Raw genomic sequence first — 17,364 nt, forward strand, 5'->3', positions numbered from 1 at the left:
CGCGTTTTTTTGACCTGCCCAGGAGCCTCACCATGGCGGCCCTTCACTGGCCAGAGATCGACACCGTGCTGTTGGACATGGACGGCACGCTACTCGACCTGCACTACGACAACCACTTCTGGCTCGAACACCTGCCACAACGCTACGCGCAGCTGCAGGGCGTGAGCCTGGACCACGCACTCGATGCCATGAACGCGCTCTTCGATGAGCACGCCGGCACCTTGAACTGGTATTGCCTGGATTTCTGGACCGCCACCCTGGGCGTGCCGATCCGCGAGCTCAAGCGCGAGACCGCCGAGCGCATACGCTTGCGCCCTGGCGCGGAGCAGTTCCTGCGCGAGCTCAAGGCTGCCGGCAAGCAGGTGATCATGATCACCAACGCACACCCGGACGCGCTGGCACTGAAGCTTGAGCGCATCGCGCTGGCGCCCTGGTTCGACCGGATGATCAGCTCGCACCACTACGGGTTTCCCAAGGAGCACCCCGGGTTCTGGCAGGCGTTGGCCGCGGATGTGGCCTTCACGCCGGCGCGCAGCCTGTTCATCGATGACACCCTGCCGATCCTGCGCAGTGCCCGCGCCTTCGGTATCGGCCACCTGCTGGCGGTGCGCTCACCCGACAGCTGCAAACCCGACAAACACACCGAGGAGTTCGAAGCGGTGACCGACTACGCAGCCTTGCACCCCCGCGTGTAACCCGTTTGAATGGCCGCTCATTGAATCGCCGAGTTCGGGATGGACATCAAACAATTACGCTTCCTGATTGCCCTGGACGAAACCCGCCACTTCGGCCAGGCAGCCGCGCGCTGCCACATCACCCAGCCGACGCTGTCGATGCGCCTGCGCAGCCTGGAAGAAGAGCTCGACCTGCCACTGGTAGTGCGTGGCCAACGCTTCGAAGGTTTCACTGCCCCTGGTGAGCGCGTGCTCGCCTGGGCACGCACGGTGCTGGCTGCCTATGACGGGCTGCAGGCCGAAGCCGCCGCCTGCCGTGGCCAGTTGCAGGGCACGCTGCGCCTGGGCGTGGTGCCGTTGTCGAGCTTCGACCCGGTGCCGCTGCTCACCGGCCTGCACGCCTTGCACCCGGACCTGCGCTTCGAGCTGAGCTCGCTGAGCTCCGAACAGATTCTCGAGCAGCTGGCCAGCAACCGCATCGACCTTGGGGTTTCGTTTCTGGAGCGCCTCGACAACGAGCGTTTCGACTCCCTGCCCCTGGCAACCACGCGCATGGGCCTGTTGTTCGACGAACGGCACTTCGCCCTGGCCGGCACAGCGCTCGACTGGCCCACCGTAGCCGCGCTGCCGTTGGGTATGCTGAGCACCGGTATGCACTTTCGCCAATCGATCGATCACGCCTTCAACAGCCTTGGCCTGGCGCCTGCCCCGTTGATCGAAACCGATGCGGTGCACCAACTGCTGCAGGCCGTGCACGCGGGCCTTTGCTGCGCAATCATGCCGATGGATGGCGGGCTCGAAGGGCTCACCGAGCAGTTGCGGCTTGAGCCGATCGATAATGCGCACACCCTGGCCAGCGTCGGTTTGATCATGCGCAAAGCCGCGCCGCGCTCGGCGCTCGCCGAGGCCTGCTTCGCGTTTTGCCAGGTGCAATCACACCCCTGACGCGCCGTGATCGACCCCCTCTATCGGGGCATCGGCACTGGCGATTAGACGGCGCCGGCAATCGGGCATAGGCTCAAAGCATTGCCCAACCGCGCGCGTGCCCATCACATGAATGTTCCGCAGCCAGCCATGGCGGTGCCTGCCGAGCAGGTGCCCCAGGCCAGCCACTCTTATGACTACTGCGACCTCGCAGGGCAAGCGCCTGGGCAGGCAGCCCTGGCCGACGAAGTCGCCTTGGCGATTGCCTACAACGGCATCAGCCAGGCGGTGATGCTGGTCAGCCCCGGCGACCTGGAAGATTTCGTGGTGGGCTTCAGTATCGGCAGCGGCATCGTGCACAGCGCGAGTGAAATCTACGACATCCGCCTGAGCGGCTGCGGCGCGGCCTGGCAGGCGGACGTCGAGATTGCCAGCCGAGCGTTCTGGGCCTTGAAAGATCATCGCCGGCAGATGGCCGGCACCAGCGGCTGCGGGCTGTGCGGCGTGGAGGCGGTCGAGCAGGCCCTGCCTGAGTTGGCCGTGCTGGCCGAGACACCGCTGCCGCCGCCGCAGTGGCTCGAAGGCCTGCGCGACCGGATCAGCGCGTTCCAGCCGCTGGGCCGGCACTGCGGCGCTGTTCACGCAGCCGTATTCATGAGCAGCGACGGCAGCCTGCTGCTGGGCCGTGAAGACATCGGCCGGCACAACGGGCTCGACAAGCTGATCGGGGCACTGGCCCGGCAGAACATTTCGGCCACGGGCGGCATCGCCGTGGTCACCAGCCGCTGCAGCCTCGAGCTCATTCAAAAAGCCCTGCGCGCCGGTATCGGCACGCTGGTCAGCCTTTCATCGCCCACTGGCCTAGCAGTGCAGTGGGCGCGCCAACATCACCTGAACCTGATCCACCTACCGCACCACAGTGCGCCGCGGGTCTACAGCCCCGCCCTGGAGAAACGCCCATGAGCACCGGACAGATCGAAAAACCGCCTGCCTCCGCCCCCCGTTACAAACCCTACAAAGGTGCGGCGGCCGGCTGGGGTGCGCTGCAAAGCGTGACCCGCGCCTGGCTGGGCAGCGGCAATGCACTGAAAAACATCCGCACGATGCTCAAGACCAACCAGAACGGCGGCTTCGACTGCCCTGGCTGCGCCTGGGGCGATTCGCCGGAAAGCGACGTGGTGAAGTTCTGCGAGAACGGCGCCAAGGCGGTGAACTGGGAAGCGACCAAGCGCCGCGTCGACCCGGCCTTCTTCGCCCGCCACAGCGTTACCTCGCTGCTGGAGCAGAGCGACTATTGGCTGGAATACCAAGGCCGCGTAACCCACCCGATGGTTTACGACGCCCAGACCGACCGGTACAAGCCTTTGAGCTGGGATGAAGCCTTCGCGCTGATCGCCCGCCACCTCAATGCCCTGCCCTCGCCGGACCTGGCCGAGTTCTATACCTCAGGCCGCGCCAGCAACGAGGCAGCGTACCTCTACCAGCTGTTCGTGCGCGCCTTCGGCACCAACAACTTTCCCGACTGCTCGAACATGTGCCACGAAGCCAGTGGCGTGGCGCTGTCGCAAAGTGTCGGCGTAGGTAAAGGCACGGTGACCTTCACCGATTTCGAGCATGCCGATGCCATTTTCGTCTGGGGCCAAAACCCCGGCACCAACCACCCGCGCATGCTCGAACCGCTGCGCGAAGCCGTGGAACGGGGTGCCCAGGTGGTGTGCATCAACCCGCTCAAGGAGCGTGGTCTGGAGCGCTTCCAGCATCCGCAGCACCCGATCGAGATGCTCACCAACGGCAACCGCCCGACCAACACGGCGTACTTCCGCCCCGCGCTGGGCGGTGATATGGCGATTCTGCGTGGCATGGCCAAGTTCCTGCTGCAGTGGGAGCGTGAGGCGCAGGAGAAAGGCGAGCCGGCGATCTTCGACCATGATTTCATCAACGCTCACACCGCCACGGTGAGCGAATACCTGGCGGTCGTGGATGCAACGCCCTGGGAGAAGATCGTCGAGCAGTCGGGCCTGGCCCTCTACGAGATCGAGCAGGCGGCGCGCATGTACGTCACTGGCAAGCGGGTGATCATGTGCTGGGCGATGGGCATTACCCAACACCGCCACTCCGTGCCGACCATCCAGGAAATCGCCAACCTGATGCTGCTGCGCGGCAACCTGGGCGTGCCCGGCGCGGGCCTGTGCCCGGTACGCGGCCACAGCAACGTGCAGGGCGACCGCACCATGGGCATCAACGAGCGCCCACCGGCCTTCTTGCTGGAAGCGCTGGAAAAGCGGTTCGGCTTCAAGGTGCCGCGCACCAATGGGCACAACGTGGTGGAGTCGATCCACGCGATGCTCGAAGGCCGTGCCAAGGTGTTCATCGCCTTGGGCGGCAACTTCGCCCAGGCCACGCCTGACAGCCCGCGCACCGTGCAGGCCCTGCGCAACTGTGACCTGACGGTGCAGATCAGCACCAAGCTCAACCGTAGCCATCTGATTCATGGCAAAGAGGCGCTCATCCTCCCGTGCCTGGGCCGTACCGACATCGACCAGCAAGCCGGTGGCCCGCAGGCGGTCACGGTGGAAGACTCGTTCAGCATGGTGCACGCTTCCTTCGGCCAGCTGCGCCCGATCTCCGACCAGATGCGTTCGGAGCCGGCGATCGTCGCCGGCATCGCCAAGGCAACCCTGGGCAACAAGCCGGTGGACTGGGACTGGTTGATCGCAGACTACAACCGGATCCGCGACCTGATCGCCGACACCATTCCAGGCTTTACCGACTTCAACACCAAGCTCAACCAGCCGGGCGGCTTCTATCTGGGCAACAGTGCGGCGGCACGGCGCTGGAACACCCCGAGCGGGCGCGCCAACTTCAAGCCCAACGAGCTGCCCAGCGACCTGCTGCACGAGAAGGTGCACGCTAGCGGCAGCGTGCCCGACCTGGTGTTGCAAACCATGCGTTCGCACGACCAGTACAACACCACGATCTACGGCCTGGACGACCGTTATCGCGGCGTGTATGGCCAGCGTGACGTGGTGTTCGCCAACGAAGCCGACATCATCCGCCTGGGCTTCCAGCCGGGGCAGAAGGTCGACCTGGTGGCGCTGTGGGACGATGGCGTGGAGCGGCGGGTGAAGAACTTCACGCTGCTGGCCTATGACATCCCGGCGGGGCAGGCAGCGGCCTACTACCCGGAGACCAACCCGCTGGTGCCGCTGGAGAGTGTTGGCGCTGGCAGCCATACACCGACGTCGAAGTTCGTGGCGATTCGGGTAGAGCGCGGCAGTGAGAGTGCGCGCATCGTGTGATGCGTACCTGCAGGCGGTGGTGCCCCGAGCGGCGCGTTGAGATTGACGCGTCGCTCGGCAAGCCGCCCTCCCACCGCGGTCTCAGGCTTCGGACAATAAAAAACCCCGCTCAAGAGCGGGGTTTTTTTGCGGCCTACACCTGAAGTCAGGCTTTCGGGCCGGCCTCGCGGATGGCATCGCTGACTTCGAACTTCTTGAAGTTCTCGGTGAACAAGCCAGCCAGGCCTTTTGCCGCGGTGTCGTAGGCAGCCGGGTCAGCCCAGGTGTTGCGTGGGTTGAGCAGGTTGGTTTCGACGCCTGGCACTGCTTTTGGCACGTCCAGGTTGACGATATCGAGGTGCTCGGTTTCAGCACCGATCAACGCACCGCTCTGGATGGCCGCGATCACGCCACGGGTGGTGGGGATGCTGAAGCGCTTGCCCACGCCGTAGCCGCCGCCGGTCCAGCCGGTGTTGACCAGGTACACCTTGGAGCCGAACTGGCGAATGCGCTTGATCAGCAGCTCTGCGTACACGCCGGCAGGGCGCGGGAAGAACGGTGCGCCGAAGCAGGTGGAGAAGGTCGACTTGATGCCGGCGCCCGAACCCATCTCGGTCGAGCCGACCAGGGCGGTGTAGCCAGACAGGAAGTGATAGGCCGCCTGCTCTTCGTTGAGGATCGACACTGGCGGCAGCACGCCGGTCAGGTCGCAGGTCAGGAAGATCACAGCGTTCGGCTCGCCACCGAGGTTCTTCGGCGCGCGCTTCTCGATCAGCTCACGCGGGTAGGCGGCGCGGCTGTTCTGGGTGAGGCTGTCGTCGGTGTAATCGGGCAGGCGGGTTTCCGGGTTCAGCACGACGTTCTCGAGCACCGCGCCGAACTGGATGGCTTTCCAGATCACCGGCTCGTTCTTCTCGGTCAGGTCGATGCATTTGGCGTAGCAGCCGCCTTCGATGTTGAAGACAACGCCGTCGCCCCAGCCGTGCTCGTCGTCACCGATCAGGTAACGGCTTTCGTCAGCCGACAGGGTGGTTTTGCCCGTGCCGGAAAGGCCGAAGAACAGAGTTACATCGCCGTCTTCGCCCATGTTGGCAGCGCAGTGCATCGGCAGCACGCCCGAAGCCGGCAGCAGGTAGTTCTGCACCGAGAACATGGCCTTCTTCATTTCGCCGGCGTAGCGCATGCCAGCGATCAGCACTTTCTTGGCTGCGAAGTTGATGATCACGGTGCCATCGGAGTTGGTGCCATCACGCTCCGGCTCGCACACGAACCATGGGGCGTTGAGGATCTGCCATTGGTCTTTGCCGGCGGGGTTGTACTGCTCGGGGTTGATGAACAGGCAACGGCCGAACAGGTTGTGCCAGGCGGTTTCGGTGGTCATCTTCACAGCCAGGTAGTGGCTGGCGTCGGACCCTACGTGAACGTGGGAGACGAAATGGTCGCGCTCGGCCAGGTAGGCCTCGACACGGCCCCAAAGGGCGTCGAACTTGTCGGCAGGGAATTTGCGGTTGATCGGGCCCCAGGCGATCTGGTCCTGGCTGGAAGGCTCTTCAACAATGAAGCGATCGACCGGCGAACGACCGGTACGATGGCCTGTTTTCACAACCAGCGAGCCATTGGCGGCAAGCTCACCCTCACCGCGGCGGAGGGCTTCCTCTACCAGTTGAGCGGTGCTGATGTCGGTATACACGGCGTTTTTGGCTTGCGTCATGTGAATCCCCGTCGGCACTGAGCCGAGTGTTTCTACGTTTTGTAGTAAATTTACAACACTACTACAGGTGAAAAGTGGGCCGGATTATGCCAGAACCGCCCGGAAAAAGTAGAGCCCCCGGGTCGAAAACGGCGCTATTCCGGCACCTGCAGAGCTGTACCGTCGGGTTAATCGCTTCAGTGACGGGTCTCTGACGCTCCTTCGACCCCTCCCCCTGCGAACAGTTGCGCGATGTCGCTCGCGTCATAGAAATAGCGCTCGTTGCAGAACTCGCAGTCGATCTCGACCTGGCCGCCTTGCTCTTGCGCCAGCGACAGGGCGTCGCTTTCACCCAGGCTGATCAGCGCGCGGCCGCAGCGCTCGCGGGAGCAACTGCAACGGAAGGTAAGCGGTTGCGGATCGTAGAGGCGCACTTGCTCTTCGTGGTAGAGGCGGTGCAGCAGCGTGTCGTTATCGAGGGTCAGCAGCTCCTCGGCGCTCAAGGTTCGCGCCAGGGTTACCAGATGCTCCCAGTTGCTGGCGCGCTCTTCGCTGTCTCGCAACTTCTCGACGGGCAGTTGCTGCAACAGCATGCCGCGTGCGTTCTGCCCATCGGCCTCGAGCCAGAAGCGAGTGCCCAATTGCTCGGAGGTCTTGAAGTAGTGGTCGAAGCACTCGGCCAGGGTGTGCCCGTTCAATGCCACGATGCCCTGATAGCGCTTGCCGCGGGTTGGGTCGACGGTCATCGCCAAGGTGCCATCGGGCATCAGTGACTGCAGATCATGCACATCGCCCAATGCCTCTGCGTCATAGCGGGCGAGGCCGCGCAGCTCACGGGCACTGGAGCACTCGATCATCAGCAAGGGCACCGGGCCATCAGAGCGTGCCTGCAGGATCAGCAAGCCATCGAACTTGAGCGTACCCACCAGCAATGCAGCCGCCGCCATGAACTGGCCCAGCAGCTCGGCGACCGGTTGCGGGTAAGGATGGCGGGCCAGCACCTCGGCGTAGCTGGCGCGCAGCTCGACCATTTCGCCGCGCACATCGGCGTCGTCAAAGATGAAACGTTGGGAATAGTCAGTAATAGAAGCGTCGGACATGGGGCCGCCTATCAAGAAAAAATGACAAAATAAGTATCAATGTAAATAAACTTGCCAACTGGTACGCACCACTCCGGTGCATTGGAAGCTGCCAAGCTCGAGGTCCTTTATGAATGCATCCGCACTGTTCCAGCCTAGATGGAACGCACGCGGCCTGATCCTGTGCAATGTGATCGCCGTGGCCTTGCTGGGGTTATGGCTATGGCCGGCAGGCAACGCCGCCATGACCTGGGCCGATGAGGCCTTCTACGCAGTGGTCAACCAACCCCTGGCCAGCAACGCCGCTTGGCGTTACATCTGGACCGTGGGCAGCCTGCGCCCCTTCGATGCATTGGTGGGGCTCATTCTACTGTTTTTGCTGATTCGCGGTGACTGGATCTTCAAAGCCAGCGAAGTGCGCCGCGCGTTCTGGGGCTTCATTTCGGTGCTGCTCCTGCTGCTGGTTATCCGCACCCTGTTCTCCAAGCTCTGCGATGCAATGGGCTGGCAGCACGACAGTATCTCGATGGTGGTGCAGAACGCCGTTCACCTGAGCGACTGGTACCCACATCTGGATAAGCACTGGCAACTCAAGGACCAATCCAGCAACAGCTTCCCCGGCGACCACGCCTCAGTGCTGTTCATCTGGGCGCTGTACATGAGCGTGTGCGCTCGCCGTGCGGGCCAGATGCTGCTGCCATGGGCCCTGGCGTTGCTGTTCAGCATGCCGCGCCTGGTAGCGGGCGCCCACTGGGGGCAGGACGACTACATCGGTGGCGTATTGATGGCCGTATTGGCGCTGGGCTGGGGCTACTACACCCCGTTCGTGGCCCATGCCAGCGGCTGGCTCACCCGCATGACCGCGCCGATCTTCAACCTGCTGCGCAAGTTGCCGCTGATCAACCGCCTGAGCGTGATCAGCGCCTAACCGCGCAACAGATCGAACAGTTGCCGGCGCTGCTTCTTGGTAGGCCGGCCATCTGTTTCGATGCCCACGGCACCGGCCTTGCGCATGGCCGCTGCCTTCTCGCGGCGAGCGACACTCTCCGGCGTTTCTTCGTAAAGGGTTTGCGCCTCTGGGGCGCCCCTGCGTACGGCCGAAAGCGCCTTGACCTCTACCGTTCGCTCATCGAACCCGGTGCGCAGCTCATAAAGGTCGCCAATGCGTGGCTCCTTGCCTGGCTTGCAGCGTTCACCACGATGATGCACCTTGCCGCTTTCGATGGCAGCCTTGGCCAGGGCACGGGTTTTGTAGAAACGCGCCGCCCACAGCCATTTGTCCAGCCTTACCTTGTCGTCTTCCTGCTCTGCAGCCTTGGCCACTGTTGCACCTCTTGTTTGAACATTTTTCCACTCTACTCCCACTGACATCGGATGCAACGCTTGCCTGGCACCAACGGGGGTGCCGCGCAACCTGCGGGAAGCTACTCTATGCGAAACCTTCCTTGCACCCACACCGGTGACTGAAAATCTTGAAAACATTCGACCATCTGACGGTGATCGGCCTGCGTGAGTGGGTGGCATTGCCCGAGCTCGGCGTTGCAGGGCTACGTGCCAAGATCGACACGGGTGCCAGCACCTCCAGCCTGCACGCCACCGAGATCGAGCCCTTCGAGCGCAACGGCGAACGCTGGGTGCGCTTCAACGCCCACTTGGGCAGCGTGGTGCAATTGCGCCATCGCCGCTGTGAAGCGCCTCTGGTGGCGATCAAAACCATCAAGAGCTCCAACGGCCAGGCCCAGACCCGCTACACCATCCGCACCTCGCTGGCCCTGGGCGACCGGGTGTGGCAGGTCGAATTCACGTTGGCCTGCCGCAAGGCAATGCGTTATCGCCTGCTGCTGGGGTCAAAGGCCCTTGTAGCAGGCCAATTGGTCGTTAACCCTGGCGTCACGTACGTCCAGGACAAGCCGGTATTCCCGGTCTCCCTTCCTGAATCCACAGGTGCTGCATGAAGATCGCCGTACTTTCGCGAAACCCGCGTCTGTATTCCACACGCCGCCTGGTCGAAGCCGGGGTCGAGCGTGGCCATGAAATGGTCGTTGTCGATACCTTGCGCGCCTACATGAACATCGCCAGCCATCACCCCCAGATCCACTATCGTGGCAAACCGCTGGAAGGTTTCGACGCGGTCATCCCGCGCATCGGGGCCTCGGTCACGTTCTACGGCTGCGCAGTGTTGCGCCAGTTCGAGATGATGGGCGTGTACCCGCTCAACGAGTCGGTCGCCATCGCCCGCTCACGCGACAAGCTGCGCTCGCTGCAACTGCTGTCGCGCCGCGGCCTGGGCTTGCCGGTTACCGGTTTCGCCCACTCCCCCGACGACATCCCGGACCTCATCCAGATGGTCAACGGCGCACCGCTGGTGATCAAGGTGCTCGAAGGCACGCAAGGCATCGGCGTGGTGCTGTGCGAAACCACCAAGGCCGCCGAATCGGTGATCGAGGCCTTCATGGGGCTGAAGCAGAACATCATGGTGCAGGAATACATCAAGGAAGCCGGTGGCGCTGATATCCGCTGCTTCGTGGTCGGCGACAAGGTCATCGCCGCCATGAAGCGCCAGGCCAAACCCGGGGAGTTTCGCTCCAACCTTCATCGGGGCGGCACCGCAAGCCTGATCAAGATCACCCCGGAAGAGCGAGTGACCGCCATTCGCGCCGCGAAGGTCATGGGGCTGTCGGTGGCAGGCGTCGACATCCTGCGCTCGCATCACGGCCCGCTGGTGATGGAGGTCAACTCGTCGCCAGGCCTTGAGGGCATCGAGGAAACCACCGGCAAGAACGTCGCCTCCATCATCATCGAACACCTGGAGAAAAACAGCGGGCCGAACATGATCCGTACTAAAGGCAAAGGCTAAACGGCATCGCGCGGGAGCATCAGATTCAACGGCAGCCGCACCCGCGCTTCCAGGCCACCACCATCGCGATTGCGCAGCTCCACCGTACCGCCGTGCATCGCGACAATGCGCCTTACGATGGCAAGGCCCAGGCCGGTGCCTTTGCTGCGGGCGCGGTCGCCACGGGTAAAGGGGTTGAAAATGCCTTCGAGCTCCTCTTCGCTCAAGCCCTCGCCACGGTCCAGCACACTCAGCACGACGTAAGGTGCGCTGGAATCACCCGCCACGTAGGCCGCTACCTCGACCTGCTGGCCGCCGTGATAAAGCGCATTGCCTACCAGGTTCATCAACAGCCGCTTGATCGATATGCGCCGCAACGGCACCGGTGGAATGGGCTGCAGCGCCAGGTTGACTCGGTGCTCGGGCTGGTTGAACGGGGCCACCACCTCGCGAACCAGTTCGCTCAGGTCGACCTCTTCCAGCGCCTCGTCGCGCCCATCGCGGATAAATGCCATGAACTGGTCGAGGATGGCGTCCATGTCTTCGATATCGCGCACCATGTCATCGGCGAATTCGTTGCGCTCGCCGATCATGGCCAGTGACAGGCGCAGGCGCGTCAGCGGCGTGCGCAGGTCGTGGGAAACCCCAGCCAGCATCAGCTCGCGCTCTCGCCCGGCCTGCTCGACGTCTTCGGCCATCTGGTTGAAGGCGTTGTAGACCTCGGTCATTTCGTTGGGCTGGTCGCTGATGGGCAGGCGCACGCTGCGGCCCTTGCCCAGCTCGCGTGCGGCATTGATCAGCAGCTTGAGCGGCTGAATCAATTGGCTAACGAAAATCCAGGCGGACGCCGTGGAGAGCACCCCGATTGCCAGGAACCAGCCCAGCACGCTCCAGATTTTCTGGCCGCGAAGCGGGTGTGGGTAAAGCGGCACTTTCATCCAGTCAGGCCCCAGGCTTGGCGCCCGTACCCACAACGCCGGTGGGGCATGTACCCGCAGGCGCACCTCGGTGTCTTCGCCCAGTTCGTCTTGCATCTGGCGCTGGTAGATCTCGCTGTACGGCCAGTGTTGCTCCCCCTGGGGCACGTTGGTACCGGCCACCCGCAACAGCCCCGCAGCATCGGCGATGCGTTCACGGTTTTTCTCGTCGGCAGCCCAGTAGGCCCGGAGGGTCAGGCCGACACCGTGGCTGTACTGGCGGTCGACCAGCACGTCTTCGTTCATCAGCAGGTAGACCAGGGTCAAGGCCTTGGAGAACAGGACGGCGACCAGCACCAGCCACAGGGTGCGGGCGAAGAAACTTTGCGGAAACCAGACGGGTGCTTTCATGGATTTATCGACAGGCAGGCACGTAAAAACGACTTGCCGCACGCCAGCCGGAGCTTGGTGCGGGCAAGTCGCCAGATTGTACGGCGGAGATCAGCGGCCAGCGTTGCCATCGGGGACGAAGACATAGCCGACCCCCCACACAGTCTGGATATAACGTGGTTTGGAGGGGTCGGGCTCGATCATCCGACGCAACCGAGAGATCTGCACATCGATGGAGCGCTCCAGCGCATCCCATTCACGGCCACGGGCCAGGCTCATGAGCTTGTCGCGGGTGAGCGGTTCGCGGGCATGCATCACCAGGGCTTTGAGCACTGCGAATTCACCGGTGGTGAGCATGTGAACTTCGTCGCCACGCTTGAGCTCGCGGGTGGCCAGCGACAGCACGTAGTCACCGAAGGTAACCTGCTCGTCGGAGCTGCCCGGAGCGCCCGGCACGGGGTTGTGCTGGCGACGTAGCACGGCCTTGACACGCGCCATCAGCTCATCGGGGTTGAACGGCTTGGCAAGGTAGTCGTCAGCGCCCAGCTCCAGGCCCTTGATGCGGCTGAGCTCGTCACCTTTGGCGGTGAGCATGATGATCGGGATCTGATTGTTGCCTGCGCGCAACCGGCGACATGCCGAGAGGCCGTCTTCACCCGGCAGCATCAGGTCGAGCACGACAAGGTTGAACACCTCGCGAGCAAGGAGGCGGTCCATTTGTTCGACGTTGGGCACCGCACGGGCGCGGTACCCCTTGCTGACGAAAAAACGCTCCAGCAGGCTGCTCAGGCCTGGATCGTCATCCACGATCAGGATTTTCTCGCCTTCGGCTGTTTGGGCAGTGCTGCTCATGAAAGACTCCTGTTCAGGGCGGCGCGCATTATGACGCGCCGAGGCGAGGCCGTGCTGTATGCATTGTTAGCAGATTTTTCCTCGACAAGCAGCCGACCGCCCATCCTGCAAGCACCTCCCGCTGCCCCGGGGTACGTGTCGCTGGGTATAATGCCGGCTTTTTTGATCCAGGGGCCTGCCCGGCGCACCTCGCCCGGCCCCATCCAGCAACGAGTGCAGGGGTTTTATGGAAAGCATCAACAGCCGTATCGCCGAAGAACTGGGCGTGCGCCCGCAACAGGTCGCCGCGGCCGTCGCCCTCCTCGACGAAGGCTCCACCGTGCCGTTCATTGCCCGGTACCGAAAGGAGGTCACCGGCAGCCTCGACGACACTCAGCTGCGCAACCTCGAAGAGCGCCTGCGATACCTGCGCGAGCTCGACGACCGCCGCGCCAGCATCCTGGCCAACATTGAGGAGCAAGGCAAGCTGACGCCGGAGCTGGCGCGCGACATCCAATTGGCCGACACCAAGACCCGCCTCGAAGACCTCTACCTGCCCTACAAGCAAAAACGTCGCACCAAGGGCCAGATCGCCCTTGAAGCCGGGCTGGGCGAGCTGGCCGACGGGCTGTTCGGCAACCCGGAGCTGAACCCCGAAGCCGAGGCAGCGCGCTTCATCGACGCCGAAAAAGGCTTTGCCGACACCAAGGCGGTGCTAGAGGGCGCCAAGTACATCCTGATGGAGCGTTTCGCCGAAGACGCGGCGCTGCTGGAGAAGCTTCGCGGGTTCCTCAAACAGGAAGCCACGCTGAGCGCGCGCCTGGTGCCGGGCAAGGAGGTGGAAGGCGCCAAGTTCCGTGACTATTTCGAGCACGACGAGCCGTTCAGGAGCGCACCGTCTCACCGCGCCCTGGCGATTTTCCGCGGGCGCAACGAAGGCATCCTGAGCGCGGCGCTGAAGGTGGGTGATGAACAACCAGGCACCCTGCACCCCTGCGAGCTGATGATCGGCGAGCGCTTCGGCATCGCCAACCGCGGCCGGGCGGCCGACAAATGGCTGGCCGAAGTGGTGCGCTGGACCTGGAAGGTCAAGCTCTACACCAGCCTCGAGAACGACCTGTTCGGCGAGCTGCGCGAGGGTGCCGAAAGCGAGGCGATCAGCGTGTTCGCCCGTAACCTGCACGACCTGCTGCTGGCCGCCCCGGCCGGCCCCCGTGCCACCCTGGGCCTTGACCCGGGCCTGCGCACCGGCTGCAAGGTGGCGGTGGTCGATGCCACCGGCAAGCTGCTCGACACCGCCACCGTTTACCCGCACGCCCCCAAGAATCAATGGGACCAGACCATCGCTGTGCTCGCAGCGCTGTGTGCCAAGCACGCCGTGGACCTGATCGCCATCGGCAATGGCACGGCAAGCCGCGAGACCGATAAGCTCGCCATCGAGCTGATCAAGAAATACCCTGGCCTGAAGATGACCAAAGTGATGGTCTCCGAAGCCGGTGCCTCGGTGTACTCGGCCTCGGAGCTGGCGGCGCGTGAATTCCCAGACCTCGACGTCTCGCTGCGCGGCGCGGTATCCATCGCCCGCCGCCTGCAGGACCCACTGGCCGAGTTGGTCAAGATCGACCCCAAATCCATCGGCGTGGGCCAGTATCAGCATGACGTCTCGCAGCTGAAGCTGGCGCGCAGCCTGGATGCGGTGGTCGAAGACTGCGTGAACGCCGTGGGCGTAGACGTGAACACTGCCTCTGTGGCCCTGCTCTCGCGCATTTCGGGCCTGAACGCCACGCTGGCGCAGAACATCGTCGCGCACCGTGACACCCATGGCGCGTTCCGCACCCGTGCCGCGCTCAAGGCGGTCAGCCGCCTGGGCGAAAAAACCTTCGAGCAAGCCGCAGGCTTCCTGCGGGTGATGAACGGCGACAACCCGCTGGACACCTCGGGGGTGCACCCGGAAGCCTACCCGCTGGTTACCCGCATCGCCCAGGACACCGGCCGCGACGTGCGGTCGCTGATCGGCGACAGCGCTTACCTGAAGCGCCTGGACCCGAAGAAATTCACCGATGACACCTTCGGCCTGCCGACCGTGACCGACATTCTCCAGGAGCTCGACAAGCCTGGCCGCGACCCGCGCCCGGAATTCAAGACCGCCGAGTTCCAGGAAGGCGTCGAGGACCTGAAAGACCTGCAACCCGGCATGGTGCTCGAAGGCGTGGTCACCAACGTCACCAACTTCGGCGCCTTCGTCGACATCGGCGTGCACCAGGACGGGCTCGTTCACATCTCCGCCTTGAGCGAGAAGTTCATCAAAGACCCGCGCGAGGCAGTGAAGGCCGGTGATGTGGTGAAGGTCAAAGTCATGGAAGTGGACATTCCACGCAAGCGCGTGGGCCTGTCGATGCGCATGAGCGACACCCCGGGTGAGAAGACCGAGGGCCCACGGGGTGGCGGCCGCCCTCAAGGCGGCGCGCGTTCGGGCCAGGGCAATGCCCGCGCTGCCGCGCCGGCCGCCGCACCGGCCAACAATGCGATGGCCGCGCTGTTTGCCAACGCCAAGCAACTGAAGAAACGTTGATGGATATCCCCGAAGGCTTCGTCGCCAGCCCATTCAGCGAGCTGTTGGGCTGCCGCGTCGTGCGCTTGGGCGAAGGCCTGGCAGAGGTCGCCATGGCCTTGGCCGAGCCGCTGCGCAACCGGCAGGGCAAGCTGCATGGCGGGGCGATGTTCAGCCTGGTAGACGTGGCGATGGGCCTTGCCTGTTCCACGGCTCATGGGTTCGACAAGAGCAGCGTTACCCTGGAATGCAAGATCAACTACATCCGCGCGGTCAGCGACGGCGAAGTGGCCTGCGTCGCGCGGGTCGTCCACGCCGGGCGGCGGACGTTGGTAGTCGACGCCGAAGTGTTCCAGAACGACAAACTCATGGCCAAGGCCCAGGCCACATTCGCGGCTTTGTAGCCGAAGCGGCCCCGGTTGGAGTAGTGTCAGCGCAAATGGATGCTGGCACCTTTAACCAGGGCTGCTTTGGCCAGGCGATCACGCCGGTGCGCACCTACCCCTTGTAACCGATCGATCCACCCCCATATCGGGGCGACCGATGCGTGAAGGAACCGAACTTGAGCGATCTTCTCAACCGCCGCCTGCAACTGCTGGGCGAGCCTGCCAACCTGAGCCTGCTCACCCAGTGCCTGCACGGTATCGAACGTGAATGCCTGCGCGTGACGCCTGAAGGCCGGCTGGCACAAACGCCGCATCCGGAAGCGCTTGGCTCGGCCCTGACGCACGAACAGATCACCACCGACTATTCCGAGTCGCTGCTGGAATTCATCACGCCTGCGCTGGCCGACCCGGCCGATACGCTGGCAAGCCTGGAAAGCATTCACCGCTACGCCTACACAGGGCTCGGCGACGAGCTGCTGTGGAGCCCGTCGATGCCCTGTGCGTTGCCGGCCGAGGCCGACATTCCGATCGCCTGGTACGGCACCTCCAACATCGGCCAGCTCAAGCATGTGTATCGCAAAGGCCTGGCCGTGCGCTATGGCAAGACCATGCAGTGCATCGCCGGCATCCACTATAACTTCTCGATTCCCGACGCGCTGTGGCCGCTGCTGGGCGCGAATGAGGGCAAGGCCGCCAGCGAGCGCGACTTGCAGTCCGATGCCTACATCGGGCTGATCCGCAATTTCCGCCGCTATAGCTGGTTGCTTATGTACCTGTTCGGTGCCTCGCCTGCCCTGGACGCCGGCTTTTTGCGGGGCCGTGCGCACCAGCTGGAGCAACTGGACGCCAGCACCCTCTACCTGCCATGGGCCACCAGCCTGCGCATGAGTGACCTGGGCTACCAGAACAACGCCCAGGCCGGGCTCACGCCGTGCTACAACGACCTTGCCAGCTACACCGACAGCCTGCGCCAGGCGGTCGCAACGCCCTACGCGCCCTACCAGGAAATCGGCACGCACAAGGACGGCGAATGGGTGCAGCTCAACACTAACGTGCTGCAAATCGAAAACGAGTACTACTCCAACATCCGCCCCAAGCGCGTCACTTACCCCGGCGAGCGGCCGATCCAGGCGCTGGCGGCGCGCGGCGTGCAGTACGTCGAGGTGCGCTGCCTGGACATCAACCCCTTCCTGCCGGTAGGTATCGACCTGCCCGAGGCCCGTTTCCTCGACGCCTTCCTGCTCTACTGCGCGCTTGAACAAAGCCCACTGCTGGACGGCGCGACCTGCGGCCACTGCACCGACAACTTCCTCAGCGTGGTCAAGGAAGGTCGCAAGCCTGGCCTGATGCTGGCCCGCGCGGATGGCCCGGTGGGCCTGCAAGCCTGGGCCAGCGAAGTGCTGGAGAAGATCGCCCCGATCGCCGCATTGCTCGACCGCGCCCACGGCGGCGAGGCGCATGCCCAGGCGCTGGCTGCGCAGCAAGCCAAGGTCGACGACCCTGCACTCACGCCCTCGGCGCAGGTGCTGGCCAGCCTTCAGGAAAATAAGGAAAGCTTCATCGAGTTTTCCGTGCGCCAAAGCCAGGCCCACGCCGAATACCTGCGCAGCCAGCCGCTAAGCGCAGTAGAGCAGCAGGCCTTCGACCTCCAGGCACGCGAGTCACTGCTGCGCCAGGCGCAGATGGAGCAGGAAGAAGTCGGGGATTTCGACCTGTTCGTGGCTTCCTACCAGGCAAGCATCCTGGCAATCAGCCACTGACCGCAACGAGGCCAGGCAGCTAGGGGCGTGCCACTCACGCCCCTGGCC

General features: G+C 63.8%; 15 protein-coding genes. 10 read left to right on the top strand and 5 right to left on the bottom strand.

Going from position 1 to position 17,364, the window contains the following annotated elements; translation table 11 throughout:
* The first annotated feature begins 32 nt into the window (after positions 1-32).
* The 4 genes from yrfG to F474_RS19655 all read left to right on the top strand — a co-directional run bounded on the left by yrfG (position 33) and on the right by F474_RS19655 (position 4,897).
* The gene (gene yrfG / locus F474_RS19640; protein ID WP_097088275.1) at positions 33-695 is read left to right on the top strand and encodes a GMP/IMP nucleotidase; all 663 of its coding nucleotides are present in this window, start codon (positions 33-35) and stop codon (positions 693-695) included.
* A gap of 39 nt (positions 696-734) precedes the next feature.
* Positions 735-1,619 carry a LysR family transcriptional regulator gene (locus F474_RS19645; RefSeq protein ID WP_097088273.1) on the top strand — a complete coding sequence of 295 codons (885 nt, stop codon included), beginning with the start codon at positions 735-737 and terminating at the stop codon, positions 1,617-1,619.
* A 108-nt stretch (positions 1,620-1,727) separates the two neighbouring features.
* Positions 1,728-2,561, top strand: a complete 834-nt coding sequence (gene fdhD, locus F474_RS19650) for a formate dehydrogenase accessory sulfurtransferase FdhD (RefSeq protein WP_097088271.1) — start codon at positions 1,728-1,730, stop codon at positions 2,559-2,561.
* A complete protein-coding gene (locus F474_RS19655; RefSeq protein ID WP_097088269.1) occupies positions 2,558-4,897 on the top strand; it encodes an FdhF/YdeP family oxidoreductase in 2,340 nt (779 codons plus the stop codon). Before fdhD ends, F474_RS19655 begins: the two co-directional genes overlap by 4 nt.
* A gap of 145 nt (positions 4,898-5,042) precedes the next feature.
* Here F474_RS19655 and F474_RS19660 read toward each other — a convergent pair whose 3' ends face one another.
* Both F474_RS19660 and hslO read right to left on the bottom strand, forming a co-directional pair.
* Positions 5,043-6,587 (bottom strand): phosphoenolpyruvate carboxykinase, encoded by a 1,545-nt coding sequence (locus F474_RS19660; RefSeq protein ID WP_097088266.1) that lies wholly within the window; start codon positions 6,585-6,587, stop codon positions 5,043-5,045.
* Positions 6,588-6,763: 176 nt separating this feature from the next.
* Complete coding sequence (gene hslO / locus F474_RS19665) at positions 6,764-7,666, bottom strand: Hsp33 family molecular chaperone HslO (RefSeq protein WP_097088263.1); 903 nt, start codon at positions 7,664-7,666, stop codon at positions 6,764-6,766.
* A 109-nt stretch (positions 7,667-7,775) separates the two neighbouring features.
* Between hslO and F474_RS19670 the strand changes: the two genes are divergently transcribed.
* A complete protein-coding gene (locus tag F474_RS19670) occupies positions 7,776-8,573 on the top strand; it encodes a phosphatase PAP2 family protein (RefSeq protein ID WP_097088261.1) in 798 nt (265 codons plus the stop codon).
* On the opposite strand, the gene F474_RS19675 is transcribed toward F474_RS19670, so the two are convergent.
* Positions 8,570-8,968 (bottom strand): RNA-binding S4 domain-containing protein, encoded by a 399-nt coding sequence (locus F474_RS19675; RefSeq protein WP_097088260.1) that lies wholly within the window; start codon positions 8,966-8,968, stop codon positions 8,570-8,572. The genes F474_RS19670 and F474_RS19675 overlap by 4 nt on opposite strands.
* A 182-nt stretch (positions 8,969-9,150) precedes the next feature.
* Here F474_RS19675 and F474_RS19680 point away from each other — a divergent pair, with 182 nt between their 5' ends.
* Both F474_RS19680 and rimK read left to right on the top strand, forming a co-directional pair.
* Entirely contained in the window at positions 9,151-9,600 is a 450-nt protein-coding gene (locus tag F474_RS19680) for an ATP-dependent zinc protease (RefSeq protein ID WP_256577833.1), read from the top strand.
* Positions 9,597-10,502, top strand: a complete 906-nt coding sequence (rimK, locus tag F474_RS19685; protein ID WP_097088255.1) for a 30S ribosomal protein S6--L-glutamate ligase — start codon at positions 9,597-9,599, stop codon at positions 10,500-10,502. The genes F474_RS19680 and rimK overlap by 4 nt, the downstream gene beginning before the upstream one ends.
* On the opposite strand, the gene F474_RS19690 is transcribed toward rimK, so the two are convergent.
* Both F474_RS19690 and ompR read right to left on the bottom strand, forming a co-directional pair.
* Positions 10,499-11,809 carry an ATP-binding protein gene (locus F474_RS19690; RefSeq protein ID WP_097088253.1) on the bottom strand — a complete coding sequence of 437 codons (1,311 nt, stop codon included), beginning with the start codon at positions 11,807-11,809 and terminating at the stop codon, positions 10,499-10,501. The two genes, rimK and F474_RS19690, sit on opposite strands and share 4 nt — an antisense overlap.
* Positions 11,810-11,899: 90 nt before the next feature.
* Complete coding sequence (gene ompR / locus F474_RS19695; RefSeq protein ID WP_097088251.1) at positions 11,900-12,640, bottom strand: two-component system response regulator OmpR; 741 nt, start codon at positions 12,638-12,640, stop codon at positions 11,900-11,902.
* A 226-nt stretch (positions 12,641-12,866) separates the two neighbouring features.
* Between ompR and F474_RS19700 the strand changes: the two genes are divergently transcribed.
* The 3 genes from F474_RS19700 to gshA all read left to right on the top strand — a co-directional run bounded on the left by F474_RS19700 (position 12,867) and on the right by gshA (position 17,316).
* The gene (locus F474_RS19700; protein WP_097088249.1) at positions 12,867-15,191 is read left to right on the top strand and encodes a Tex family protein; all 2,325 of its coding nucleotides are present in this window, start codon (positions 12,867-12,869) and stop codon (positions 15,189-15,191) included.
* On the top strand, positions 15,191-15,574 hold the full coding sequence (locus tag F474_RS19705; RefSeq protein ID WP_097088247.1) for a PaaI family thioesterase: 384 nt from the start codon (positions 15,191-15,193) through the stop codon (positions 15,572-15,574). The genes F474_RS19700 and F474_RS19705 overlap by 1 nt, the downstream gene beginning before the upstream one ends.
* A 158-nt stretch (positions 15,575-15,732) precedes the next feature.
* A complete protein-coding gene (gshA, locus tag F474_RS19710; RefSeq protein ID WP_097088245.1) occupies positions 15,733-17,316 on the top strand; it encodes a glutamate--cysteine ligase in 1,584 nt (527 codons plus the stop codon).
* The last annotated feature ends 48 nt before the right edge of the window (positions 17,317-17,364 follow it).

The organism is Pseudomonas sp. URIL14HWK12:I12 (genome assembly GCF_003097135.1).
Taxonomy (GTDB): domain Bacteria; phylum Pseudomonadota; class Gammaproteobacteria; order Pseudomonadales; family Pseudomonadaceae; genus Aquipseudomonas.

What these genes read in the sequence shown, in the direction of transcription:
- yrfG (WP_097088275.1), top strand. Translation starts at nt 33, where the DNA reads ATGGCGGCCCTTCACTGGCCAGAGATCGACACCGTGCTGTTGGACATG.
- F474_RS19645 (WP_097088273.1), top strand. Translation starts at nt 735, where the DNA reads ATGGACATCAAACAATTACGCTTCCTGATTGCCCTGGACGAAACCCGC.
- fdhD (WP_097088271.1), top strand. Translation starts at nt 1,728, where the DNA reads ATGAATGTTCCGCAGCCAGCCATGGCGGTGCCTGCCGAGCAGGTGCCC.
- F474_RS19655 (WP_097088269.1), top strand. Translation starts at nt 2,558, where the DNA reads ATGAGCACCGGACAGATCGAAAAACCGCCTGCCTCCGCCCCCCGTTAC.
- F474_RS19660 (WP_097088266.1), bottom strand. Translation starts at nt 6,587, where the DNA reads ATGACGCAAGCCAAAAACGCCGTGTATACCGACATCAGCACCGCTCAA.
- hslO (WP_097088263.1), bottom strand. Translation starts at nt 7,666, where the DNA reads ATGTCCGACGCTTCTATTACTGACTATTCCCAACGTTTCATCTTTGAC.
- F474_RS19670 (WP_097088261.1), top strand. Translation starts at nt 7,776, where the DNA reads ATGAATGCATCCGCACTGTTCCAGCCTAGATGGAACGCACGCGGCCTG.
- rimK (WP_097088255.1), top strand. Translation starts at nt 9,597, where the DNA reads ATGAAGATCGCCGTACTTTCGCGAAACCCGCGTCTGTATTCCACACGC.
- F474_RS19690 (WP_097088253.1), bottom strand. Translation starts at nt 11,809, where the DNA reads ATGAAAGCACCCGTCTGGTTTCCGCAAAGTTTCTTCGCCCGCACCCTG.
- ompR (WP_097088251.1), bottom strand. Translation starts at nt 12,640, where the DNA reads ATGAGCAGCACTGCCCAAACAGCCGAAGGCGAGAAAATCCTGATCGTG.
- F474_RS19700 (WP_097088249.1), top strand. Translation starts at nt 12,867, where the DNA reads ATGGAAAGCATCAACAGCCGTATCGCCGAAGAACTGGGCGTGCGCCCG.
- F474_RS19705 (WP_097088247.1), top strand. Translation starts at nt 15,191, where the DNA reads ATGGATATCCCCGAAGGCTTCGTCGCCAGCCCATTCAGCGAGCTGTTG.